The 25,017-nt window shown below is 62.0% G+C and carries 20 protein-coding genes and 1 tRNA gene; 10 read left to right on the top strand and 11 right to left on the bottom strand.

Going from position 1 to position 25,017, the window contains the following annotated elements:
• Positions 1-85: 85 nt before the first annotated feature.
• The 3 genes from AC3G7M_RS08560 (at position 86) to AC3G7M_RS08550 (ending at position 3,241) form a co-directional block, all read left to right on the top strand.
• Positions 86-1,225: a Hint domain-containing protein gene (locus AC3G7M_RS08560; protein ID WP_489215631.1), complete on the top strand. Its 1,140-nt coding sequence runs from the start codon at positions 86-88 to the stop codon at positions 1,223-1,225.
• Between the two features lie 89 nt (positions 1,226-1,314).
• On the top strand, positions 1,315-2,220 hold the full coding sequence (speB, locus tag AC3G7M_RS08555) for an agmatinase (RefSeq protein ID WP_489215629.1): 906 nt from the start codon (positions 1,315-1,317) through the stop codon (positions 2,218-2,220).
• 7 nt (positions 2,221-2,227) lie between these two features.
• Entirely contained in the window at positions 2,228-3,241 is a 1,014-nt protein-coding gene (locus tag AC3G7M_RS08550; RefSeq protein ID WP_489215627.1) for a P1 family peptidase, read from the top strand.
• Here AC3G7M_RS08550 and AC3G7M_RS08545 read toward each other — a convergent pair.
• From AC3G7M_RS08545 to AC3G7M_RS08520, 6 genes are all read right to left on the bottom strand, one after another.
• Positions 3,234-4,718, bottom strand: a complete 1,485-nt coding sequence (locus AC3G7M_RS08545; protein ID WP_489215626.1) for an amidase — start codon at positions 4,716-4,718, stop codon at positions 3,234-3,236. The two genes, AC3G7M_RS08550 and AC3G7M_RS08545, sit on opposite strands and share 8 nt — an antisense overlap.
• A complete protein-coding gene (locus AC3G7M_RS08540) occupies positions 4,715-5,527 on the bottom strand; it encodes an ABC transporter permease (protein WP_489215625.1) in 813 nt (270 codons plus the stop codon). Before AC3G7M_RS08540 ends, AC3G7M_RS08545 begins: the two co-directional genes overlap by 4 nt.
• Positions 5,524-6,471, bottom strand: a complete 948-nt coding sequence (locus tag AC3G7M_RS08535; protein ID WP_489215623.1) for an ABC transporter permease — start codon at positions 6,469-6,471, stop codon at positions 5,524-5,526. The genes AC3G7M_RS08540 and AC3G7M_RS08535 overlap by 4 nt, the downstream gene beginning before the upstream one ends.
• Positions 6,468-7,961 carry an ABC transporter substrate-binding protein gene (locus AC3G7M_RS08530; protein WP_489215621.1) on the bottom strand — a complete coding sequence of 498 codons (1,494 nt, stop codon included), beginning with the start codon at positions 7,959-7,961 and terminating at the stop codon, positions 6,468-6,470. Before AC3G7M_RS08530 ends, AC3G7M_RS08535 begins: the two co-directional genes overlap by 4 nt.
• Before the next feature lie 80 nt (positions 7,962-8,041).
• Positions 8,042-10,204, bottom strand: a complete 2,163-nt coding sequence (locus AC3G7M_RS08525; protein WP_489215619.1) for a malate synthase G — start codon at positions 10,202-10,204, stop codon at positions 8,042-8,044.
• A 41-nt stretch (positions 10,205-10,245) separates the two neighbouring features.
• Positions 10,246-11,739: a PfkB family carbohydrate kinase gene (locus tag AC3G7M_RS08520; protein ID WP_489215617.1), complete on the bottom strand. Its 1,494-nt coding sequence runs from the start codon at positions 11,737-11,739 to the stop codon at positions 10,246-10,248.
• A 188-nt stretch (positions 11,740-11,927) separates the two neighbouring features.
• Here AC3G7M_RS08520 and AC3G7M_RS08515 point away from each other — a divergent pair.
• The 3 genes from AC3G7M_RS08515 (at position 11,928) to AC3G7M_RS08505 (ending at position 14,266) form a co-directional block, all read left to right on the top strand.
• A tRNA-Gln gene (locus tag AC3G7M_RS08515) sits at positions 11,928-12,001 on the top strand.
• 557 nt (positions 12,002-12,558) lie between these two features.
• The gene (locus AC3G7M_RS08510; protein ID WP_489215615.1) at positions 12,559-13,737 is read left to right on the top strand and encodes a site-specific integrase; all 1,179 of its coding nucleotides are present in this window, start codon (positions 12,559-12,561) and stop codon (positions 13,735-13,737) included.
• Positions 13,738-13,810: 73 nt separating this feature from the next.
• Positions 13,811-14,266, top strand: coding sequence for a hypothetical protein (locus AC3G7M_RS08505; RefSeq protein WP_489215613.1), 456 nt, complete (start codon positions 13,811-13,813; stop codon positions 14,264-14,266).
• Positions 14,267-14,373: 107 nt separating this feature from the next.
• On the opposite strand, the gene AC3G7M_RS08500 is transcribed toward AC3G7M_RS08505, so the two are convergent.
• From AC3G7M_RS08500 to AC3G7M_RS08490, 3 genes are all read right to left on the bottom strand, one after another.
• Positions 14,374-16,020: a hypothetical protein gene (locus AC3G7M_RS08500; protein WP_489215611.1), complete on the bottom strand. Its 1,647-nt coding sequence runs from the start codon at positions 16,018-16,020 to the stop codon at positions 14,374-14,376.
• A gap of 1,034 nt (positions 16,021-17,054) precedes the next feature.
• Positions 17,055-17,498: a BRO-N domain-containing protein gene (locus AC3G7M_RS08495; protein ID WP_489215609.1), complete on the bottom strand. Its 444-nt coding sequence runs from the start codon at positions 17,496-17,498 to the stop codon at positions 17,055-17,057.
• Positions 17,495-17,905, bottom strand: coding sequence for a BRO-N domain-containing protein (locus AC3G7M_RS08490; protein WP_489215608.1), 411 nt, complete (start codon positions 17,903-17,905; stop codon positions 17,495-17,497). The genes AC3G7M_RS08495 and AC3G7M_RS08490 overlap by 4 nt, the downstream gene beginning before the upstream one ends.
• Before the next feature lie 681 nt (positions 17,906-18,586).
• Here AC3G7M_RS08490 and AC3G7M_RS08485 point away from each other — a divergent pair.
• The 4 genes from AC3G7M_RS08485 (at position 18,587) to AC3G7M_RS08470 (ending at position 24,235) form a co-directional block, all read left to right on the top strand.
• Entirely contained in the window at positions 18,587-19,228 is a 642-nt protein-coding gene (locus AC3G7M_RS08485) for a recombinase family protein (RefSeq protein WP_489215606.1), read from the top strand.
• Positions 19,229-21,093: 1,865 nt separating this feature from the next.
• Positions 21,094-22,287: a hypothetical protein gene (locus tag AC3G7M_RS08480; RefSeq protein WP_489215605.1), complete on the top strand. Its 1,194-nt coding sequence runs from the start codon at positions 21,094-21,096 to the stop codon at positions 22,285-22,287.
• Between the two features lie 230 nt (positions 22,288-22,517).
• A complete protein-coding gene (gene halA / locus AC3G7M_RS08475; RefSeq protein ID WP_489215603.1) occupies positions 22,518-23,570 on the top strand; it encodes an anti-phage Hailong system effector protein HalA in 1,053 nt (350 codons plus the stop codon).
• Complete coding sequence (locus AC3G7M_RS08470; RefSeq protein WP_489215602.1) at positions 23,570-24,235, top strand: hypothetical protein; 666 nt, start codon at positions 23,570-23,572, stop codon at positions 24,233-24,235. Before halA ends, AC3G7M_RS08470 begins: the two co-directional genes overlap by 1 nt.
• On the opposite strand, the gene AC3G7M_RS08465 is transcribed toward AC3G7M_RS08470, so the two are convergent.
• Together AC3G7M_RS08465 and AC3G7M_RS08460 are read right to left on the bottom strand one after the other, a co-directional pair.
• On the bottom strand, positions 24,179-24,793 hold the full coding sequence (locus AC3G7M_RS08465; RefSeq protein ID WP_489215601.1) for a BRO-N domain-containing protein: 615 nt from the start codon (positions 24,791-24,793) through the stop codon (positions 24,179-24,181). The genes AC3G7M_RS08470 and AC3G7M_RS08465 overlap by 57 nt on opposite strands.
• Before the next feature lie 69 nt (positions 24,794-24,862).
• A complete protein-coding gene (locus AC3G7M_RS08460) occupies positions 24,863-24,985 on the bottom strand; it encodes a hypothetical protein (protein ID WP_489215600.1) in 123 nt (40 codons plus the stop codon).
• Between the last annotated feature and the right edge of the window lie 32 nt (positions 24,986-25,017).

The raw sequence follows: 25,017 nt of genomic DNA, 5'->3' as shown, positions 1-25,017 counted from the left end.
AGAATATCGCTCATAAACGTGCGTTTATGAGCTAAGTCTTGATCGACACGGACCTAACTCCCCTTCACCGAGGCAATAACTCAAAATGTGCGCGAGCTTTTGCGGCGGCACGCGAATACTGACGACACGCGGACGGGTCCGGGTCGAAAAACTTCGCCTGAGTGATCAGGTTTTGACGCTGCAGAACGGCCCTCTGCCGATCCGCTGGATTGGCCAGCGGATATATGGCCGGCACTTCGCGCGGCTCAGCCCCAACAGCATTCCGATTAAGATCCAGGCCGGGGCAATCGATGACGGCATGCCGTCACGTGACCTTTTCCTGTCGCCCCTGCACAACCTTTATATCGATGGAATCCTGATCCCTGCGGAAGCGCTGTTGAATGGCAGCACCGTCACCCGCTGCGAGGAGATGGACCCGATCGCCTATTATAATATCGAAATGCCCATCCATGCCGTGGTCCTGGCCGAGGATCTGCCGGCAGAAAGCTATATAGACCGCGGCGATCGCGCCATGTTCATGAATTCAACCTCGGCCAAGGTCGTCGAGACGATAACGGCCCAGGCCTGGGAGGCCTGCGCACCGATCCTGCAGTCCGGCCCCCTGGTTGATCGCGTGCGCGCGCGCATCGCGCTCCGCGCCGGCATCACCGAGCCCAATATCATGGACCGTCCGCAAGACGGCCCCCTGATGGGCAAAGTGGAATGGGTCGATCGGACGCTGATTTCTGGCTGGGCCTGGCTGCCCGATCACCCCGACGTGCCCGTGGTCCTGGAGGTGAAGGATAAAATCGACGTGGTGGCGGTCGCTGTAGCGGATCAATTCCGCAGCGATCTGCGGCGCGCCGGCATCGGCAATGGCCAGCACGCTTTCCACGTTGAATTGCCGCGGCCACTGGACCCCCGCCGATCACACGAATTGATCGTCCGCCGTGCGGCCGACGGGCAGGCCCTGGAGGGCGGAACGTTCAGCTTTCCGGCCGTCACTCCTTCGAGCGCGCTGATCGATCTCGACCTTGCTGCCATGATCGAAGACGCCGACCTGTCCGAAACGCGGCGGGTTCTGGAATGGCTGGAGCGGCAGGCCGTGAAACTGCATGCGCGGCTTGTTGCGACCGATCCGGCGAATTCGCCTACCGGACCCGAGCCGATGCTGAGGCAGGACGGGTCCAATCCGCGCGGCCGTACCCCCACGCCGCTGGTCCGGTCCAAACTCGCCCGTATGTAGGCGCAACCCCCGGTCGCCAGCGCGACCACGCTAGGCTATGCCATGGGCACCGGCAGTAGCGCCGGTGTGCAAAGCCCGAGGGTGAGACGATGGCAGGCGTTCCGACTTTCGCAACCGGTCCCGGTTTCCTGGGCCGCGGCCTGTCAGGCATTGGGCCAACCTTCACCGTCGCCGGCATTCCGCTGGATATCGGCGTCACCAACCGCGCCGGCGCGCGGTCCGGCCCCGGCGCCATTCGCCAGGCAAGCCGCATGCTGGTGGACGGCGAGCACCCGCTTTTCTGGACCGATGTCAACGCCTTGCCCATCGCCGATATGGGTGAGTTTGAGATCGCGCTCGGTGATCTGACGCAGAGCCTGGCGCTGATCGAACTGCAGGCCGCCACTATTCCCCACCTTCTGGCCATGGGTGGCGAGCACGGCATCACGCTGCCGCTGCTGCGCGCCCTGCGCCAGCGTCTGGGCGAGCCACTCAGCCTTATTCATTTCGACGCCCATGTGGACACCTGGGACGACAATTTCGGCCAGGTCTATGGTCACGGATCGGTCTTCTATCACGCCATCAACGAAGGTCTGGTCGATCCCCGCCGGATGATCCAGATCGGCATCCGTTCGCCTGTTCAGCGCGATGTCTGGGACTGGACGGTGGGCCAGGGTGTCACCATCCTCTCCGCCCAGGACGTGCATGAGATGGGGGTCGCCGCCGTCGCCCATCGTGCCATTCAGGTCGTCGGCCGTGACCGGCCGACCTACCTCACTTATGACGTCGATTGCCTGGACCCGGCCTTCGCGCCCGGCACCGGCACGCCGGAGATCGGCGGTCTCGCGTCCTGGCAGACCCAGGCCATCATCCGCCGCTTCACCGATCTGTCCTTCGTCGGCATGGATGTGGTCGAGGTTTTGCCCGCCCATGACGTGAGCGAAATTACCGCGCTCGCGGCCGCCACCGTGATGTGGGAATATCTGGCCCTGCTCGGCCGTCCAAACGCCAGCTGAGGCCGCCATGCTCAATCTTTTGACGGATATTGCGGGTCTGATTGTCGGTCACGCGACCGACCTCAGCCTCGGCTCCGGCGTCACCGCCATCATCTTCGACGAGCCCGCCACGGCGTCGGTGAGCGTGCTGGGCGGCGCGCCAGGCAGCCGGGATACGGCGCTGCTGGAACCCGAGATGACGATCGACCGGGTTGATGCGATCTGCCTCTCGGGCGGGTCCTGCTTCGGACTGGATGCTGCGGGCGGCGTGCAGGCCTGGCTGCGGGAGCAGAAGCGCGGCACAATCTTCGCGGGCTACCATGTGCCGATCGTGCCGCAAGCGATCTGCTTCGACCTTACCAATGGCGGCGACAAGGGCTGGCCCCGCTTCTCCCCCTATCGCGACATGGGCTTCGCGGCGGCAGAAGCCGCCGGCGACGGGGTCTTTGCGCTCGGCACAATCGGGGGCGGCACAGGTGCGACCACGCCGCTCGTCAAGGGTGGCCTTGGCTCGGCGAGTGCCGAGACGCACGCGGGCTATCGCGTAGCCGCGATCACCATCGCCAATCCGGTGGGCAATCCGCTGGTGGGTGACGGTCCGCATTTCTGGGCCGCCCCCTTCGAGCGGGGGAGTGAGTTCGGCGGGCTCGGCTTTCCGCCGCTTCCCCTCTCTGATGCGGCCCTGGCGCCGCGCCTTAAAGGGCATCCACCGCCGCATGATCAGGGGGAGCCGGCGACCGCCACCACTATCGGCCTTGTGGTGACCGATGCGCCGCTGACCAAGGCCCAGGCCAAGCGGCTTGCCATTGCGGCCCAGGACGGACTGGCCCGTGCCGTCCATACCGCCCATCTGCCCTTCGATGGCGACACCATGTTCGCGGCCAGCACTGGACAGGGCGCGGCAGTCGATGCCCCGACGCTCACCCTGCTCTGCCATGCGGCGACCATGGTGACGGCGCGCGCCATTGCCCGTGGCGTATATGAGGCGACCGCCCTGCCCTATGCGGATGCGCTGCCGGACTGGCGCAGCCGGTTCAGGTAATCGCCTCATATTCGGCGGCGAAGGCGATCAGCCGGGCCTCTTTCCACGGCCGTCCGACGAAAAGCAGGCCGAAGCCGGCGCCGGACGGATAAAGCCCGGCCGGCACCGTGACGCCCGGCAGGCCGGCGATATTGATTTCGGAGACCGCGGTTTCCAGGATCACGTCCGGCGCGTGCAGCAGCGGCGGTTCGGCACGGGTCTGCGGCATCACCATTGCGTCCAGCCGGTGGGCTACCATCACCTGCTTGAAAAGCTGCAGATACTGCTCGCGGATCGAGAGGAAGCGGCCAAGAGACGGCGGGTCGCGGTACTGCGCCACCATCTGCGGGAAATCCTCCAGCTCCCACAGATAGCCGAGCTGGCCTGCGGGATCGAAAGGATCAACCCCGGTGACCCGCCTCAGACTTTCCAGCGAGTTGATCGGACTGTCAGGGCCGAAGGCGGCGAGATAGCGATCAAGATCATAGACCACCGATTCCTCGCCCCGCGGATCGTAAGGCATGGCGCTGACGAAGCGCGCAAGATCCGCAAAGCCTGAGCCCGCGAAGGGGTCTTCCACAAGTTCAGCCCCCAGGGCCTTCAGCCCCTGACAGGCGGTCAGGAACAGCGCTTCGCTGGCGGGGGACAAAGCGGCATGGCGCCAGCCGGGACCATATAGGCCAAGCCGTTTGCCCTGCAGCGCGCCGGGTCGGATGGCGGCGGCATAGCCACCCAGCGGCCGGCGGCCGATACCGGCCACGGTCTTGGGATCTTCGGCCGTGTAGCCGGCCAGCACGTCGAGCGCGATGGCGGCGCCGCGCACCGTCATGGCGACGGGCCCGACCACATCGCGCGTGCTGTTGGCGAGCGGCATGACACCGGAATTAGGCACGAGGCCAAAGGTCGGCTTGATGCCTACCAGCCCCTGGGCTGCAGCCGGATTCTGGATGGAGCCCCCTGTCTCTTCAGCGAGGCCGATCACCGCATAGCCAGCAGCGACGCCGGTGGCCGAGCCCGTACTGCTGCCACCTGGCGCGCGTTCTGGCGCGATGGCATTCAGCGTAGGCCCCGCCCAGCTGTCATTGGCATTGGTGCCCGAGGCACTCATCACCGGGACATTGGTCTTGCCGAGCAGCAAGGCACCGGCCGCGCGCATGCGCGCGACGACCGCCGAATCCCGGCGGGGGATGAGATCAACGCCGCCTGCGCGGGCCGAGAGTTTCGACCAGCCGCCGGTCGACGGCAGTCCCGCCATATCCATCGTGTCTTTGACGAGGACGGGGATGCCGGCCAAGGGCCCCACGATGTCGCCAGCGGCTCGCCTGCGGTCTATGGCGCGCGCATCCTCGAGCACCTGCGGATTGGGCGTGATAATGGCATTGAGGGTCTGATCCTCAGCCTCGATGCGGGCGAGCGACTGCTCGGCGACCGCCTCGGCCGTGACGTCTCCGCGCGCGAGCGCTGCGGCCAGCGTCCTGACCGTCCAGGGTGGTGTCATGCACGTCTCCGTCGTCTGAAATCGAAAGCGTCACGCAGGCCATCTCCCAGCATATTCAGGCCGAGCACCGCGAGCGCAATCGCGAGACCAGGGAATACCGCCAAAAACGGCGCCGTATAAATATACGTTTGCGCATCATTGAGCATACGGCCCCAGCTGGGCGCGGGTGGCTGCGCACCGAGGCCGACGAAAGAGAGCCCGGCCTCGGCCAGGATAGCCAGTGACAATTGGATGGTGATCTGCACCACCAGCACGCTGACAATATTCGGCAGGATATGGATGCGCGTGATGGCAGCCTTGCCGCGGCCGAGTGCGCGGGCGGCGCGCGCATAATCCTGCACCCAGATGACGCCGGCGGCCGTGCGGGTGACGCGCGCGAGCACGGGCGCGGTGAAGACGCCGATCGCGATCATCACCGTATAGGCTCCGGGACCGCGCAGCGCCGTGATCATCACGGCCGTCAGCAGCGCGGGAAAGGCGAAGGTGAGATCGGCGCTGCGCATCAGCAGCTCCTCCGTCCAGCCGCCACGGGCGGCCGCCAGCAGACCGGCCGGAATGCCGAGCACCGCACCAAGTACGACCGCGGCGAGCGAGACGATGATGGAATTCTCGGCCCCTGCCATGATCATCGACAGCGTGTCCCGCCCGAAAGCATCCGTGCCGAAGGGGTGCGCCCCCGATGGGGCGGCCAGGCGATGCAGGATATCGATGGCGGTGGGGCCGTAGGGTGTCCAGACAAGGGCCAGGAGCGAGACCAGGATGATGAGCAGCGTGAGGCCGCCGCCGAGCAGAATGCGCAGATTGCTCATCGCTGCCCCTTTGCAAGCCGGGGATCGATCAGGACGTTGAGCAGGTCGACCAGGAAGTTGATGACGATAACAAGGCCGGCGAAGAGCAGAACAAGATCCTGCACGAGAATAAGGTCACGCTGGCCGATGGCCTGAAACAGCAGTGCCCCGAGCCCTGGCAGAGTGAAGACATTCTCGATGATGATCGTCCCCGCGAGGAGAAAGGAGAATTGCAGGCCCATCAGCGTGGTGACCGGGATCAGCGCATTGGGCACGGCATGCAGCCAGAGGATGGCACCCTCGCGCAGGCCTTTGGCGCGGGCCGTGCGCAGATAGTCCCGCAGACCCACATCCAGCACGGCACCGCGCGTGACGCGCGCCAGAATGGCCGCCTGTGGGACAGCGAGGGCTATCGTCGGCAACACCAAGGCCCGCAGCGCCGCACCCGTGCCGTGCCACCAGCCGGGAAAGCCGCCCGCTGGAAACCAGGTGACGTGGACAGCAAAGATCAGGATGAGCAGAAGGGCCAGCCAGAAATCCGGGACAGCGACACCCACCTGGGTGATGGCCATGATGCTGCCGTCAACTACGCCGCGGCGGGAGGCGGCAAAGACGCCCAGCGGAATGGCCAGCAGGCTGGACAGGATCATCGCAGCGATCGCCAACGGCACGGTAACCGCGACGCGCTGCAGAATGAGGGTGGCGATGGAACTGTCATAGGCCGTGCTGCGGCCGAAATCCCCGGTCAAGACGCCACCGATCCAATGCACATAGCGCAGCCAGACCGGCAGATCGAGGCCGAGCTGATGACGCAGCGCGTTGAGCGTATCGGCCTGCGCATCCGGGCCCAGAATCACGAGCGCCGGATCGCCCGGCAGGATCTGCAGCACGGTGAAGACGACGACCGAAGCGAAGAAGAGCGCGGCGACCAGAGTTCCCAGCCGCCGCAGCAGAAATCCGGTCACTGCGCCCAGGAGACGCCAGTGACATCGTCCTCCGGGATCGGGTCATTTGGCCACAGGCCGCGCAGCTTCGCATTGGAGACGCTGATTTTGGGCAACGCGAAGAGGAAGATATTGGGCTCATCCGCCGAGAGTTGACGCTGCAACTTCTCAACCAGCGCCACCTGCTGGGCCGGGTCGGTCGCCGCGATATACTGCGCATAGAGCGCCTTATAGGCGGGGCTGTCGTAATTGAAGTAGTAGTGTGGGCGCGCGTAGATATCGAGATCGCGCGATTCGACATGCGCGATCACCGTCGCATCGAAATTCGACTGGCTGAAGACCTGAGACAGCCACTTCGCCCATTCGACCGATTCAAGTTTCACGTTGATGCCGACCTGGCTGAGATAGGCCGCGATCAACTGGGCGCTGCGCTGCGCGTAGCTCGGCGGCGGCATGGTAATGGTAAAACTCATCCCCGGCTTCACACCCGCGTCCTGCAGCAGCTGCTTCGCCTTGGCCGGATCGTAGGGATAGGCACCCGTCAGATCGACATAATGCGGATCGCTTGGCGTGTAGTGGGAGCCGATGGGCGTGCCGAAACCGGAATAGGCGGCCTCGACGATCGACTTGCGATCGATGGCATAGGCCAGCGCCTGCCGCACGCGAAGATCATTGAACGGCTTACGCGAATCGTTGAGCGCGAGGATGACCTTGCCCTCCGACGTGCCGATCGACACCGTGAAGCGCGGATCATGCTGGAATTTGACGACCGTTTCCGGCGCCGGAAAATCTGGATAGGCATCGAGCGAGCCGGACAGCAAGGCCGCCGTCGCCGCTGCCGGATCGGGAATGATGCGGAAGGTGACGCGGGCAAGTTTCGGTGCCGGTCCCCAGTAATGCGGGTTGCGCACCAGCTCGATACGGTCGCCCGGCACCCAGTTATCGAGTTGGAATGGACCGGTGCCGACCGGATGGGTCTTATTAGTCGCAGCCGTCTTGGGTGCAACCATGACCGCGTCGCCCCAGGCGATGTTGTAGAGAAAGGTCGAGGTCGGCCGCTTGAGCGTGATGACCGCCTTCAGCGGGCTGGGGCAATCGACCTTGGCGATCGGTTCAAAAAGTTGCTTCTGCGCATTGATGCTGTCCGCCGCCACGGCACGGCCATAGCTGAACTGGACGATGGCGCAGTCAAAGGGCGTGCCGTCCTGGAAGGTAACGCCCGGCTGCAGATCGAAATGATAGGTCAGCCCGTCCGGGGAAACGGTCCAGGAGCGGGCGAGGTCTGGTGTGACCTCCCCTTTCGCGTCAATCCGGGTCAGTCCCTGGAAAATATTGGCATAGGTCACCTCCCGGATGGCCGCCGCCGCCCCGGCCGTCGGGTCCAGGCCCGGCGGCTCAAGCTGCATGCCCAGCGTCAGGCTATCGGGCGGGGCTGCCCGCGCCGGCAGACAGGCCAGGGATAGCAAGGCTAAAGCCGGGGCAGTGGCAAGCCAGGCGCGGAAGCTCTTCAACGGGCGATCCCTCGGTGGTTTTGACGCAGCGCACACAGAAGATCATCGCGCGGCCCGCTTGCCAAGTCTTCCGCCGCGGCTCAGCCAGCTTTGGCGACGCGCCGCCATTCATGGAGGATGAACTCGGTATAGCCGTTCGGTTGCGTCCGCCCCTTGAAGATGAGGTCGGAGGCCGCCTTAAAGGCAGGACCGTCGAAGCCCGGGGCCATGGGCCTGTAGAGCGCGTCACCCGCGTTCTGCTGATCCACAACGACCGCCATGCGGCGCAGCGCGGCCTCAACCTCCGCCTCCGTCACCACGCCATGGAGCAGCCAATTGGCGAGATGCTGGCTGCTGATACGCAAGGTTGCGCGGTCTTCCATCAACCCGATGTCATGGATGTCGGGCACTTTGGAACAGCCCACCCCCTGGTCAACCCAGCGCACCACATAGCCCAAAATGCCCTGGACGTTGTTGTCGATCTCCTGCCGGATTTCCTCAGGCGACCAATTGGTGCCCTCTGCCACGGGGATGGTCAGCAGCGTGCCGAGCGAGGCATGCGGACGGGAGGCCAGCTCCTCCTGCCGGGCAGCGACATCGACCGCATGGTAATGCAGGGCATGCAGGGTGGCGGCTGTGGGCGACGGCACCCAGGCGGTGTTGGCACCCGCACGCGGGTGGCCGATCTTTTGCTCCAGCATCTCCGCCATCCGGTCGGGTGCCGCCCACATGCCCTTGCCGATCTGGGCATGGCCGCGCAGACCGGCGGCGAGGCCGATATCGACGTTGCGGTCCTCATAGGCCTTGATCCAGGCGGTGCCCTTCATGGCGTTCTTGCGCACCATGGCCCCCGCCGCGATGGACGTATGGATCTCATCGCCGGTACGATCCAGGAAACCGGTATTGATGAAGAAGACCCGAGTTTTGGCAGCCTCGATACAGGCGGCGAGATTGGCGGAGGTGCGGCGCTCCTCATCCATGATGCCCATCTTGAGCGTATTGGGCGCAAGACCGAGCAGGGCCTCAATCCGGTCAAACACGGTATTGGCGAAGGCGACCTCTTCCGGCCCATGCATCTTGGGCTTGACGATATAGACCGAGCCCGCGCGGCTGTTGCGGATGGCGCCGGTGGACTGCAGGTCATGCAGGGCGATCAGCGACGTGACGACGCCGTCCAGCAGGTTCTCGGGAATTTCTGCGCCGTCCTTCGTCAGCACCGCATCCGTGACCATGTGATGGCCGACATTGCGCACCAGCATGAGGCTGCGGCCGGGCAGCGTCAGCGTGCCGCCGTCAGGCGCGGTAAAGACGCGATCGGCTTCCAGCTTGCGTTCGATCTCTCGCCCCCCCTTGGAGAGCGTCGCCGAGAGCGTGCCTTGCATGAGGCCGAGCCAATTGGCGTAGACGGCAATCTTGTCCTCGGTATCGACAGCGGCGACGCTGTCCTCGCAATCCATGATGACGCTGAGGGCGGCTTCCAGCACGATATCGGCGACGCCCGCCGGATCGTCCTTCCCAATCGGATGCGCGCGGTTCAGGACCAGTTCGATATGCAGGCCGTTGTGGCGCAGCAGCACGGATTCCGGCGCGGCGGCCGGACCGCGGAAGCCCACAAAGGCCGATGCGTTCTGGAGCGGGCCTACGCCGGCGGCGCCGACACCGGCCGCAACCAGCGCGCCATCCACCACGCTATAGCCCAGGGCCTTGGCGTGGCTGCCGCCGGCCAGAGGTGCCACCTGATCCAGCCAATCCTTGGCATAGGCGACGACACGCTGGGCGCGCACGGGGTTGAGGCCCCGCCCCCGTTCCGCCCCACCATCCTCGGCGATGACATCCGTGCCGTAGAGCGCGTCATACAGACTGCCCCAGCGCGCATTGGCAGCATTCAGCGCGTAGCGGGCATTGGTGATGGGCACGACCAGCTGCGGGCCGGCAAGCGTCGCGATTTCAGGATCGACGGACCCGGTGGTGACCGTGAAGGGGGCGGGCTCGGGCTGCAGATAGCCGATATCATTGAGGAAGCCGCGATAGGCGGCGGCATCGACCGGCCCTGTGTTCTGCTGGTGCCAGGCGTCGATCGCCGCCTGCAGACTGTCACGCTTGCCGAGCAGCGCCCGGTTGAGGGGTGCGAGATCATGCACGAGAGCGGAAAAGCCGCGCCAGAAGGCTGCCGGCTCAAGGCCCGTGCCCGGCAGCGCCTCATTTTGAATGAAATCATGGAGCGGCCTCGCGACCTGCAGCCCGTCCGCGTCAACACGGTCCATTGTTCTGTCCTTTTAGGTCCGGTCTTAAGCTGCCCGGTGCTTCAGATTGAGGTCTCTGACGCTACTCTGCCAGTGCTGCGCGCGGAAGCAGGGAGCAGCTCCGCGCGCAGCACTGTGCCGCCCCAGGCGGCCACTTTGTCCGCCCCGATGATATCGGCCTCCGCATAGCTCGCACCTTTGACCAGCAGATCGGGCTTGAGTGCCAGGATCATGGCCAGCGGCGATTCCTCTTCCAGCACACAGACCAGATCGACCGCCGGCTGGCCCGTGAGATCCGCCGCCCGGTCCGCCGCTGTCTGCACAGGGCGGCCGAGGGAGCGCTTCGGCAGCGGCTCATCCCCGTCGATCGCGACGATCAGGCGGTCGCAGGCGCCACGTGCCTGTTCCAGCAGATGGGCATGGCCCTGATGCAGCCGGTCAAACCGGCCATGGGTGAAGCCCACGCGCCAGCCGCGGCGCCGCCAGCGCTCGGCCTGCTCGATCGCGGCCGCCGGGGAGACAATTTTGGTGTGGTCGCCGGTTTCAGGCGAGAGCCGCGCCTCGATATCGGCGAGGCGCGCAACGGCGGTGCCGACCTTGCCGACGACGATGCCGGCCGCGATATTGGCGAGGCGGGCTGCGAGCGGCAAAGGCAGGCGTGCCCCCATACCGGCCGCGAGCACGGCGGCGACCGTATCGCCCGCCCCCGCCACATCATGCACATCCAGCGCTTCAGCCGGGAAATGCCAGGCATCCGCGGGCGTCACCAGGCTCATGCCGTGTTCGGAGCGGGTGACGAGAGCGGCGCCGATGTCAAACCGCTGCAGCAAGGCGCGGGCGGCGGTGGCAATCTGCTCGTCACTATCCGCGGCCAGGCCGGTAACGGCGGCAAGCTCCCGCCGATTGGGCATGATGACATCGGCGCCGCGATAGCTTTCGTAATTCTCGCCGCGCGGATCGATCAGGATGGGCCGCCCGGCCGCCCGCGCGGCCGCAATGAGCTTGGCCGGCATGTCGCCGGCCAGCGTACCCTTGCTGTAATCCGACAGCAACGTGACGCTGGTCGCCGTCATCACATCCGTGGCGATACGGAGAAGGCGTTCGGCGATTTTGGGATGGAGCGGTACCGGATCTTCGCTGTCGACGCGCAGCAGGTGCTGCCCCTGGGCCAGAAAGCGGGTTTTGACGGTGGTGACGCGCCCGCCCTGGACCAGCAGCCAGGGCTCGACCCCATTCTGCCGGCCGATCAGCGCGGTGAGGTCGGAGCCCGCCATATCATCGCCCACGACCGCGACGAAGGCGGCCGCGCCGCCGAGGGCCGTGATATTGCGCACGACATTGGCGGCCCCGCCGGGGAGAGACAGGTCGCGCTGCACGCAGAGCACCGGGACCGGCGCTTCCTGGCTGATGCGGGTCGCCTCGCCATAGAAATAGCGGTCGAGCATGGCGTCGCCGACGACGAGGACAGTGGCGCGCGCCAGGGCCCGCGCGGCCTCCAGCAGACCTTTGGGCGCATCGCTCGGAAAGGACGGGGGCTGGCCCGTGGCGTCATCCATCGATCTGCAATAGCGCTCCTGTTTCGCGACCGGTAGTGCAGAAACCGACCTGCTGCGCCAAACCGGCTGGGGCGGGCTTTCCGGTGCCCGCCGGGCACGCGTCCGCCGACGCGGGGTTCACATGAATTTCATGCATGAGCAGCGGGTTGATCCCGGCGAGGGAGCATGGTAACTCGCCGCCATCCCGGTGGGGGATAGTTTAGCGGTAGAACTCCCGGCTCTGACCCGGGCAGCCTTGGTTCGAATCCAGGTCCCCCAGCCAGCTCTACTAGAGCGGGACGCAATCCCCCTTGTCCGTCAGATAGTTGGCCTTTATCAAAGGCTTTAACGCGCCCAGCCAAATCAGCATTACTACGAAAAGTTCCCACGAGCGGGCGCGGCAAGAGGCTCACCGTGGCTAAGCCTGTGCGCGTCAAAGGGTCGCCTCACTACCATAGTCGCCTGACGGTCCCGAAGGACGTTCGGCACCTCATCGGCCGCACAGAGTTCGTTGCGGCACTGCGTGCCCCGACAGAGGCCCAGCGGCAGGCGGAGCATCTAGCGAACATAGCTGCCTGGAAGGGCCGCGTAGAGACAGCCAGAGCCACCCTTCAGGGCGTGGGCCTACGCAAGCTAAAGGACCGTGAAATATCGGCGCTGTGCGGCGTTTGGTATGCCGACCGGATAGATACTATTGAGGATGAGGGTCGGCTGGACCGCATCAGATGGGCTGCCGAGATAGAATCCCTCCTAGACGAAATTAGCCATGACCCTAAGGACCCCGATTGGTGGGACGTTTCACTGACGAAGCGGGACTTGGCTGCGGCTAATGCTATTCTGATGGCGCATAGCCTTGCGGTTGATAAAGAGTCGCTGCGCAGCTTTGCCGAAGCCCTCCACATTGCCAAAATTGACGCCGCCAGGACGCTCTACAAGCGGGCTACGGGCGACTTCAGCCCAGACCCAGTGGCCGCGAAGTTTGCGAAGGAGCTACCCAAGCCAGTCCAGGCAGAAGCACCACTGGAGGCGCCGAAAGCTGCCCCAGCCGAGGTGACATTCGACACGCTGGCCCGTGGCTGGGCGCGCGACGGCGGTCATGATCCCGATGCCGCCCCTATCCCTCGGGTCTACTATGACCGCAAGCGGACTGCCGCACGCCTCGCTGATTTCATCGGCCATGACGACGCTGCGAAGCTGACAAAGGCAGACGCGGCGCGCTGGAAAGAGAGCATCCAGAAGGCCGGGAAGTCAGCCAAGACTGTCCGCAATGATCTATCAGAGATGTCAGGTCTCTGGCGCTGGGGCGTGAGGCATGGGCTGGTCTCGGCCAATGTTTTCGAGGGCCTGTTGCCGCCCAAGAAAGCTGCCCAGAACAGAGAGAAGCCTGTGAGGGCCTATACGGATGCCGAGGCGTCAACACTGCTTGGGGCCGCACGGGCTGAGCATAAAGCATCCCTGCGGTGGCTGCCTTGGGTCCTTGCACTGAGCGGCGCGCGCCTGGGTGAAATCGTCCAGAGCGTCAAGGAAGACATCAAGGTCATAGAAGGCGTGACGGTGCTGCGCGTCCATTCTGAGCCGGGGGACAGAGCCAAAGGCGAAAGCAAGCGCAGCCTCAAGACTGCCGAGAGTCGCCGCCTCGTGCCCATCCACCCGGCTCTCATCACAGAGGGCTTCCTGGATTACGTGGCGGCCCTCCCCGGTCAATCTCCGCTGTTCCCGGACATCCTGCCAGACAAGCTATTTGGCTCTCGGACAAACATCGCACAGAAACTCTTGTCGCGCTGGGTTAGGGCTCAGGGTGTCACTGCCGAGGACATTTCGCCCGCCCACTCGTTTCGTCACTGGTTCATAACGGCGGCGCGGAAAGCCAAGATGGGTCGGGAAGCACGGGACGCCATCACGGGGCATAGCGGCAAGCTGAACGAAGCGGATGACTACGGGGTGTCGGTGCGTGAGATGCCCCAAATCCTCTATGAGGAGATTGCCAAAATTCCGGCTCCGCAACCACTAGACCTTTAAGAGTCTGCCATATACGGTATAAGAAAATTGCGAGGCACTAATGCGGCGTGATTATGTAGTTCTAGGACTTGTCGTGCTGGTGCTGGCGGGCTGCGCGAACCCTGCAGCATCTAAATTGAAGAGTGACCTTGCCCTGTGTAAAGGGGAATACCCGGCCGCCACTGGATCGTATCATCAGCTGTTCCAGTGCTTTTATGATGCAAAGGCATCCAGTGGAATAATGAGCGAGGGTCAAATGGCCATAGCGGCTAACGATTTGGTCTTGGCTGATAAGGTTGATGCACATCAGATCAGCAAGGATGAAGCGCGCGCGGCAGCAATCTCATACGCACACCAGATTAACAGCGAGGATGCGGAACTTCGATCTGAACAAGCCCAGGCTTCCGCCGCGCGACTTAGTGCCGCTGCTGCGATCATGAACGCGTTCAAGCCGCCTCCGGCCCCGGCTTATGTTCAGCCGACTGTAGCAGCTCCGTTGACGACGCAGTGCGTGCAGAATGGGAATATGACAAACTGCCAGAGCTATTGAAGCAGCACATCGAATAGACGGCACTTTGGATAACCAAAAAAGGGCCACCCCGCAGCCCACCTAAGCGGATCACGAGATGGCCCCTTAAAGTCTAACTGAACGCCAAACTACTTGACCCGTCCTCGGAACAACTCGGGCGGTAACAACTGCTTGGCCCGTTCCAACGCCACAATATCGTTCTGACGCTCAGCCATCAGCCGCTGGGCAATGCCCTGCTGTGCGGCCACGTCCGGTGTCGCCAGGATTCTAGCTATCGCTACCTTAAGGTCTGTGTCTCCCTCGCCATCGGCAGCCTGCATCAGGGTGTTGGCCAGCGTCCGCCTGCTCTGCACCGCTGCGCCATACTTCAGCGGGGATACGGGCTGCTGCACGATAGGCGGAGCCTCTAGGCCCTCGTTTCTCATGGCCTGAGCGACGATCTGCTGAAACAGCGGGGAGCGGTCGCCAAGGAAGAGCCCGGCGTTAGACGTTAGGTGGTCGCCCATGGCCTGCGTCATCTGACCGGAAGCGACGAGTCCGCCCAAAGCCTTACCAATGGTCTCGCTCGTCGGGGCCACTCCTTGCCCCCGCAGGACAGTCCCTAGGTGATCCACCCACCCGGCAGGACGATAGCCTGTGCTGCCCTGAGGAGTCCCTGAGGCACCTCCAGGTGCCACCGGCTGTTGCTGCGCCTGGTTAACGCTTGGGGGACTCAGAGGGCCTCCCTGAGGCTGCCTCTGCGGCATTCCGAGAGGTTGGCCGCTAGGCGACAGCGGCACGTTGACCGGAACAGGATCACTTGGGGGCAGACCAATGGACACCCGGTCAAGCTGGTCTTGCGACATCGGCTGCTGAAGCCTGCCATCTGCTGCCGCCTGGGTCAGAATGTCCTTCTTACGCGTAGCCAGATTGGCGCGCGCAATGATGGCCTCAGGGGAGTTCTTGTAGGCCATACTAGACACCTGATTTGCGGCCTTCTCCACAAGGTCCGACGCCTTGGCCCTGGCCAGAGCATCCGCCGCCGCTTGTGCCTGCGCCTGGGTCTCGGCCGCCTGCTTTGCCCCGATTGCCTGGAGAGCCGCGTGGGTGTCGTTCAGAGGGGCTATTGCATTACCCGACACATCATAGCCCGCTGCCTGGGCCTGCTTTAGCGCCTGCGACCTGAGGACAAGCGATGGCGGCAGGTTCGTCCCGGCAGCCTTGTCCAGAAGACTACCCACGGCAGCCCCATACTGTCCGGCAATATTCGAGTGCCCGACACCCACGAACGGGGCAGCGGCCATTGCCAAGCCTTCAACGGGGTGACCATGGAGCGCCGCAGCTGCCCCGCCTAGGACAGCCGCAGGAGTGGCAAGCTTGGCGCCAATCGCTGCGAAAGGCCCAGACGCCTGCTTGTAGTTCACCATCTGGGAGAGGTTGTCCAAGTCGGTGAGGCCGTTGAGCAGTGTCTGCTTCAGATTGGGCTCGATATTCGCCGCCGCGATCTTGCCTAGAGAAGACGCAAACCCCTCACCCGACACGGTGCCCGGCAAAGCGGACTTATGGGTCTGGGCCTGACGGAGCCCGATCTGAAATGCTTCGTTGGTCGCGTCGTCAATCTGGCCGGTAGCTTTCGCGGCGCTTGCCACCTGAGCGAGCTGGGCGGGCATCTGCTTCCACATGGCGTTCATGACGTTCGTGGGGTTGCTGCCAGCCCTCTGAGCCCCGGCCTGCGCCGAAGTCACGTCGAAGGCGTTGTTAATGCGCGTGTAGCTCGCCGCCTGCTCAGGGGTCATTTCGGGCAACCTGCCCGCTGCGATCCCCATGCCGACGGACCTAACCGTGGACCCGGCGCCACTCGCCGCAGCCCCTGCCGTCTGGCTGAGCGCCTTACCCGCCACCCGCGCCGCCCCAGCCTGAATAGCTGCCGCAGCGACTTGCGATGGGTCTACTGTCAGCCCCTGCTGTGTGCCTGCCGTAGTGCCCACCTGACCTGTCAGATTGGACGCAGCCTGACCGGCAGCATCTAGGCCACCGGCAGTGATCGCCTTGAGGTAGGCTGGGGAGGACCTCAGGAGGGCAGACGCAACGGGAATCCTGCCGAGCCCCCCAGCGTTAAGGACACCCTGAGCTATGGCCGTGGGAGCGGCAGCAAGCTGGTCCCCGGTGGTGGGCGTCGCGTGGCCGTTGGCGGCAGCACGGGCGTTAGCATCACCGCCGAATGCACTAGCCGCGCCATAGCCACTCGCCCCCAGAGCACCGCCTACAGCGGCCCCTCCAAGCAGTTCGGGGGTCAGGGCAGCGCCAGCCGCCGCCGCTCCTAGACCACCAATGACGGAGGGAGCACCCTCCACGGCGGCGCGGGGCAAGTCGCCCAGCGCGGACAGCACGTGACCGGCCTTGACCTTCGCCAAAATACTGGACGTTGCCGGGTCGTAGTTTGCCGGTGGCGGGATGGCCCCGGACAGCGCCTCTCCGACATTCTGGCCGCCCTTCCAGCCCACGTCTTTGGATAGGAGCGAAACGGACGACCCTATGCCTGCGAGAGCATCATGGGCGCCTTGCTGGAGGGCGGAGCCGTAGGTCGTGTCCTTGGGCGCCTGCTGATCCAAGGTGAAGCCGGGCGGCAGCGGAGGTATGGCGGCGCCGTTGCCTTGGGAGACGATGGGCGCGTCCAGCCAGGGCTTATCAGGGTCTGAGCCAGGAGCCCGCTTTACTATCGGGGCCGACAACCACGGCTGGTCAGTCGTCGGGTGAGGATCAAGAACAAACCCCGAAGGTAAGGGCGGAACCCCACTGCTGCCTGAAGGGGTAATCTGGGGAGTAGCCATCAGGTGAACCTCGTCACGGTCACACCGTCCAACCCCCGCAGCGTCTTCGCCAGCGCCTTGCTGAGCCGTCCGTTGCGTGCCTCGGTCTCTAGCTGAGACCTGACGGCGACCGCCTCGGGTAGCTCGTAGTGACCTTGAGTGGTCAGAGCGGGTAGGACCTCGGAGCAGAGCCACGCCCGCAAGACCTCAGAGGACTTCCTGCGGGTTGACAGCGCTAATTTCCAGAACCCTCCAGGCGTTATGAGCCACTTATCCGTGTATCGTGAGCCCATCACGTCACGCGCAGTCTTCTTTTCCTCTGGCAGGAGGCGACCCAAGGCATGGGTAGTGTTGCGTATTCCGAGAGCGTGACAAGCGTCGGAATGCAGCAGCCAAAGCCGTCCATCCGGGGCGGTAACGGTTGCTATCCTCAGCTTGTCGAATTCGAGTAGCGGGGCAGTCACTGCGCGGCGACTTCTGATGAAAACGAGTCTGCGAGAAACCCCTGAAGAAACGACACCAGAGCTGGACCCTGAGGAGTTTTACTGTCCGAATGTAGCAGCGCAGCCCCCTTCGCTCTCATCTCGGGCAGAACATCATGAGCTACCCAACGGAGCAGAGCGCGACCAAAGGGGTTGTGCATCCTAAGGACAAATTTGAAAATGGCTGCCTCGCTGACGAGAAAGGCCGTGCGGTCATCGGCATTTCCCGTGAGTTTATCTAGCGACGTAAATTCATCTGGGTCCAGCGTGGCAACAATGCGTTGCTCATGCTTGGTGTGGAGCAGAGCAGTGATATCGGTGAGATAAAAATAGAGCTGGCCTTTGTGCGTCACAGTGCGCACGCGGCGGCCGAGGGGGTTTAGGTTCATAGGTCTATTCAGCTTTGGAGTTGTTGAGGGGCGGGTTTTGGGTCCCAGTCTGGGTAGACAGGAATGGTGGCACACGCTGTGCCCCGGTGTGGGGTCCCCACCTGTAATACCGCATAGCAATCAACCCACTCAAAAAGCTGGGGAATTTTAGGGATGCTTCTGTGGGTTTTCAGGCCACTCCGCTCTTCAAAACGGGGGTCCTGGGGATACACACACATCGACCTTTAGCGGCATTTTTGAAGTGGGTTCTGTGAGACCCCCCGCCCCTCCATAATTGACAGGATGATTTACGCGGCTGCGCGCGCGGCACGATTTGAACACGACGACACAGCACGAAACCGACAACCTCAGTGCTGACGACAGCGACACGACATCACAGGCGCTGAGTGTGATGCTGCTGCAACATCAGCGATGGGCTGGCAGTAGGTCATTAGGCAGACCCCATGCCGATAGCCCCCCGATAGTTGGACCCGCCACCACAAGGGGTTCGTTTCAACTGACACCCCTCAGGCCAGACGAGGACGAAAAGGCCGCTCGCCTCGTGAGTAGCCTTTGGGGGCGGTTCATTTTGAGTATGCCTCAGCGAGACTGGGGCAAGCAGGGTCCGCAAATAGCTATTGAACCATTCAAACGGAACCGCTATAGGGGAACCATCTTAAGTGAACCGATGGAGCTCAGACCATGCTCGCTCGCCTCTACCTTCGTGCTTCGACTGATGACCAGGATGCGCAGCGTGCCCGCAGTGCGCTGGACAGCTTCGCGGCAGAGCACAGCCTGACCGTCGCTGCGCGCTACGCGGAGAACGAGAGCGGCGCGAAGCTAGCGCGGCCCGAACTATTCCGGCTCCTGTCAGACAGCAATCCTGGGGACGTGCTGCTGGTCGAGCAGGTTGACCGGCTGTCTCGTCTTACAGATGCTGACTGGCGGCGGCTACGGGCCGAAATCGAGGCGCGGCAGGTGCGTGTGGTGGCTCTCGACCTGCCCACCTCATGGATGCTCCTAGGCGGCTCAAAGGACGAGTTCTCTGGCAGGATGCTCTCAGCCATAAACGGCATGATGCTCGACATGCTCGCAGCGATTGCCCGCAAGGACTACGAAGACCGCAGGCGGCGCCAAGCTGAGGGGCAGTCAAAGGCCAAGGCCGATGGCAAATATCGAGGCCGCCAGGAGGATACGAAGCGGAACGGCGCGATTGCCTCCATGCTGAAAGGAGGTCTGAGCTGGTCGGAAATCCAGAGTGCCACGGGCTGTGGCCGCGCCACGGTCGCTAAGGTTGCTGCCCGGCTGAGAGGCGACACAGCCATTGTTCCCCCGCTGACATAAGAGGCCAACGCAGCGAAGGGCTGTCATGGCTGTCTATTTGGCCGATGGTCATTCGGCCGGTCAGCGCGCGCCGCGAAGGCCGACGAATTTGCAGCGCGTGTCCTACCGGTAGTCCTGCCGCTGCGTGACCAGGGGGCTAGCCTCGGTGAGATCGTTAAGGCTCTGGAAGCTCAGCAGACCATGACGCCCAGCGGTGGCTCTGCGTGGTCGGCGGTGGCTGTCAGCCGCATCCTTAAGCGCCAGACAAACTGACCGGAAGGTTTTACTAGAAGTCTTCAATAATATGGGTGATATTTTCAGAACTTAACCTCTACAGTAACATGACTACTTGTGGCATTAGGGCGCTTATTCAGATAATCCGACCAAAATTACTATTGACGGTGCGACTCGCCGCCTAATAGACTCTCACGCAATGGTGAGCAGGAAGCCCTCCAGACACCATATATAGTGTTCATGAGCCCATATCCCCTAGATATTGCGGGCGGTGCAGCAATATTGGGATACCCGAATGGCCTTTTTAAGCAACAAAATTACTACCGAGGACAGCCATGAGCCCCCCAGAGTCCCCCTCAAAGTCCCACGTCATTCCGACCTCTCCGATAGCCCGTTTTAGCGCCGCACAACGCCGCGCATTTCAGGCATGGGCGAGGCACCGGCCTCACTGGCAGGTAACCTTTGATGTCTACCTCGCTGACCATCTCGACCCCGGAGCACACCCAAGCGAAGCCGTGCAGATCAACTTGCCAGCCTACCTCAGTGACGGCTTTTGGCAGTCTCATGGGTGGACCTTGTGGCCCAGCGTGGACGGCAGCCGCGTGGGTATCTCTTTCGACACTGAGAACGGGGCCGCAGTGGTGCCGCTGGCAGAAGCCCTTAGAGACATTTCTCATCTGCGGGTCTACGAACTTTCCGAACGGGACAAGAAGGAGGCCGCAGAGTGCGTGCCCATGTTTTTCCCCCGGCGCCCCTCAGGGCCGACATACAGCAACATGCACGCTAGTGCGTCTACAGACTCGCCAGAAGCCCTTGCTTGGCTGGCCGCTACTACCCCAGCAGCCAATCTTGCAGACGCCGCCAGCGGCCTTCCTGAGTCTCCTGGCGTGGGGGTCTGAGCGGGCCTCTGCGTAGATCACGCATAGACCAAGGCTTGCGGGCCTATCTGGCCTTCCGACCACCTCCTGAATAGAGCCGCCTGGGAGAGTCATAGAGGCCGGTGCAGGCTTGCCAGCTACTACCTTCAGCAGCCAGTCTTATAGACGGCCTCTGGTGAGTCCCTGAGAGGCTTGGCGTGGTGTCTTAGCAGGGTATCGACGATAGAGTTTGAGATTAAATAGCGGGTTATCTCACAAGACCAGACTGGAGTTGTGGTCTCATGCTCAGCATTCTCCAGAGAGAGACTGCAGAGCCTGCATTGGGTAGGACGACGGAGCTGTGGTCCCAATGTCCACTCTGCGTCTCTGCCAGTGGGTAGACTTGGGCAGGGATCATATCTCCCGTCTCCCGCGATGGGTGGAGGCGTAGAGGCGACCTCGGGTCATCCCTGTTTTTGCAAATCCCGAGGGCCACTCTACGTCTTCCTTGCCCTAGCTGCTCTATCTAGAGCTGCTAATGTCAATAATCCCACCCTGATGCTGATCAGCGTCTTTACAGGCCACCGGGAGCCTAACTAGAATCATTTTATGGCTCACTGGATTGACCCGCCGACAGACGCCGATGATATCGAAGGTCTGCTGATAGAAGCGCGGCACCTTAACCTCGTATATTTTCCTCAGGCTGGTGCAGCGGTGGGCATGGTCCGCAGCCTATTGCCTCCCGTTGTGGCCCATGAGCGTCCTAGCAGGACGAACAATCGTGGCCCCAGTGGCATGAAAAATCTCGAAGAGGCCCTTGGCGCAATTATTGGGGGCGTGTTGATCGCTTGGTCTCGAAAAGGGTCCAGGGCGGTCTATAGGTCGCTCATGGCAGACAGGTTCACGGGAATTAGGGTAGGTATCAAAGCCTTCAAGCCTGCCATGAATGCGCTGGTGGCCTTGGGCTTCCTAAATCACAGCGGAGGCATCAGCTATCCTGGAGCATTCCACGAGGATGGCGACCCCTTCGAGCGGCGCGCAGGCCGCTGGTGGCCCACCACTAAGCTACTGTCGTTGGCGTCAGAATTTGGGCTTGAGCCGGACAACATCAGGCCTGCCTTCAAGTCTGACTATGGGGAGAGGCCTCCGAAACTACCGGCCAACCTCGTCCAGATGCACCACACAACCCGCGTTAAACTTCCCAGCGGCAAGGCGGTCTCGGTCGATACTGAAATAGCAATTCCTCCTAACGACATCCCGGCCCAGTTACGAAGGAGCGCCGTCGAGCGTGATAACGAAGAGGCCGCGCGCCATGACGTTAGGGGCTGTCTCCCGCCACGGTGGATTGAGCGGCACGAATGCTGGAAGCCGACTTTTGATAGTGATTGGCGGCTACACGCACGTCGCTACTCGATAGGTAGCAACGGCCACTATCAAGGGCTCGCTAAGGATGAACGCAAAGAGATAACGATAGACGGGGAGCCTGTAGTTGAGATTGACGTCCAGTCCAGTCACCTCACTATTTTGCACGGCCTCCTGAGGCTGCCATTGCCAGAGGGAGACCTATACGCCGTGCCGCCGCTCTCGCGGGATGTCGTTAAAGCCTGGATAGTTCAGACGCTGGGCAATGGGCGGCTGAAGCGAGGATGGAGCAAGGGAACCTCAAAGGCCATCAAGGCGGAAACCTTCAAGGCCGCCAGTCGGCTCATCCTGAAGCGCTATCCGTTCTTTGCCGACCTGCAATCGCTTATCCCGGCGCGCTATTCGGATCACCCCGAGCCGTGGCGTCTGCTCCCTCATGTGCTCATGGGCTTGGAAGCCACAGCAATGGCGATTGCGACAGGCTACATCAGGCAGCACAAGCCGGGGACTCTGGTGATGCCGGTTCACGACTCCCTTATAGTGCCTTGGGATGCCGAGGAGGTGGCACGGAGGGGCATCGTGAAGGGCTATGAGATGGTTGCGGGGATTACTCCTAGGATCGGATAGCTTAGCCGAATAGGGCACCTGAGCAGAACATGCCACAGAAACCAATAATAGCCGAAAAGGCCATGAAGGGGCGTCTATTTTTGTCTAGGCAGTCTCGTTAAGAAACAATTTGCGCACTCTTTCCCTATTCGGAGAACAAGTCTAGTTTAGGCTGGCGTGGTGGTAGGGAGTTTAGTCTTTCATCGCCGCCCACTACCAACCGTAGCAGCTAGGACTGTCTTTGGACCGCAATGAGCATCGAACCGCACATTGGATCGAGAAGGGTAAAGAGTTGGTGGGAGCCGTTCTTTCGTCCAGAGTGGACCGCGGAGCTTCTTTCTTGCGATTGGAACTTCGATACTAACAATGGCCCCAGAAAATCTTATCTAGCGGCGTCCGCTCTGAGCCTGAAGCTGACGGATGGCGAGGTTCATCGGGTTACGAAAATAACGTTCTCTGATTGTGATTTTCAGGGGGAATTTATCCATAAACCGTCAATCCTTTTCGAGGCGTGCCATTTCGACAACTGTGACTTTGCGTTTTCTACCTGGATGCGCGCTACCTTCCGCAAATGCACGTTCACAAGCTGCTCCATAGCCCTAGCGAGCTTTAATGAATGTGAGTTTCGCGACTGCATATGGGAAAGGATGGGCTTCTCTGGCCACAAAACCGAGTTCAATCGGACTGTCGTGACAAATCCCCAGCAACTCACGGAAGCTGGATTTAGTGGCCGCGACCCTACAAAGATCGGCGATAAAGAGCATGCAAGCTATCAGGCCTTTCGCTTGGAAGCTACTAAGGCAAACTTAGCGCGCGGTCTTCTGGTGAGCCATGAAAGTGTGGGCGACGATAAGACCTATTACGAGACAGCGCGGCTCCATGATCTTCAGCAGGCTTGGGCGCGTGTCTGCGAAGCGCGGCATCAGCTACGTTTTGGGAAAAAGCGACGCTGGGTGAGCGGCCTTTGTTGTTTAATGTGGAGCGCCGAGCATCTTTTACTAAAATGCATTGGATTTGTGAATGGCTGGGGGGTGAGCCTTCTACGTCCTTTGGCCGCTCTCCTTGTCGTATTTCTCACCTTTGCTTTCCTTTACCGAGTATTGGGAACTACGCCGTTTCCTGGCCAGAGCAGTGCTTGGCAAATGGCTTTCGATATCGGCACGATCACCGGCTACGGAAATGCTGACAGTGCGCTCCGAGCAGCTCACCTTAAAGTTTGGGGGGACGCACAGCTGATTATTTCAATATTTCTCTACACGATATTCTTTTCCACTGCCGTCGCTCGGTTCAGCAGGGCCAGATAATGCTTGATGCGGTCGTCCTTTATGGAAGCAAAGCTCGCAATGAAGGTGAAGCGGATTCTGACACTGACCTGATGGGAATAGTGGCTAGAGGGAAAATCGATAAGGCTTATGACGCACAGGGCGTTAGCCTGCACTTGTATCCGAAGGCTTGGCTTCTTGATCAGGCGAAGAAGGGAAGTCTTTTCTTACTCCACGTTACAATGGAGGGACGAGCCCTCTATGACCCTTTGAACCTCCTAAAAGAGATTGGAAGCGGCTTTCAGGCTAAATCGTCCTATCTCGATGACATTGAGGTTGGTGCACGGGTCGCCTTCGCAATGACGGAACGGGGACCACTGCGGCCTTTCAGCAACGAACGCCGCGCGCGCTACTTTTGGGGGATTAGAACGGCTCTCATGGCGGCGGCAGCGAATCATGGAACTCCGGCTTTTTCTGCTAAGGCACTAGAGGAGTTTTCTGGTGTAGACGGGCTCGCCAGTCACATTAATACACGAAAGAAAGCAGAGCTGGCCGAGTGCCAATATATGGCGTCAAGGGTTGTCGCATCGCTCAGAGAGCTTCCTCCTGGTTTTGGGAGGCAAGAGCACCACGAAAATCTGAGGGCTTTGCTAAGGTTTGGTGGAATAGCGGCTGTTACGGCGGGCCATGAAATTTACGGCAGCTAGATTGTAGCATCCCGAGAAAAACACCTTCTCGTCCACCCCCAGCGCCCCACGGACCTTGCGGGGGGTCAACATGCCAGCCGTCCCGGCGAGCTGCTTGAACGCTTCCACCATCGGGCTGGCCTCTTCCAGCTTAGCCTCAGCCTCGGCCTTCTCCAGCATGAGCCGATCTATGGTGTCCTGAGCGACCAGGACGGCGCGGGCCATGATGACTTCAGGGGTGTCGTCCGGCTTGGCCACGATGTAGCCCCCGGTCTTGCGGATCGTGGGGAGGACTTCGGAAGTGACCCACTTCTTGAACCGCTTGGCCTCGGGTTTGCGGGACCGCAGGATCAGCGAGTAGAGGCCGGACTCGTTGATGATCACTGCTTCCTGCGGACCTCCAGGGGTCGGAATAGTAGTCCGCCCCTTCTCATCGCTGTCCAGCGTAGCTGCGACCTTGTGGGGCGATCCCAGGGTAAGAGTCCCACAGATATCGTTCAGGACCCACCACGGGTTCCCGTCCAGATCGGTGATCCGAACGTCATGTCCCTCAAAGTCAAACAGTTTGATTTCAGGCATAGCTTCTCCTTTGCCGCTCTCAGGCGGCTTCAATGATCCACTTGATGATTACTGAAGCCGCTCTGCGTCTCAGAACGGCACGTCTTCCAACTCGGGCTCGTCGTCTGCGAACCCCGAGGTATCCACTTCGTTCAACTTGCCGGTCACCTTGTCGTATTTGAGCTGACGCACGAAACGGCGCATAATCCTCATGTATCTTGGACAGCAAGCAGGATCGGGAGAGC

The sequence above is a fragment of the Acidisoma sibiricum genome, assembly GCF_057837225.1.
This window is presented reverse-complemented; position numbering and strand designations above follow the sequence as displayed.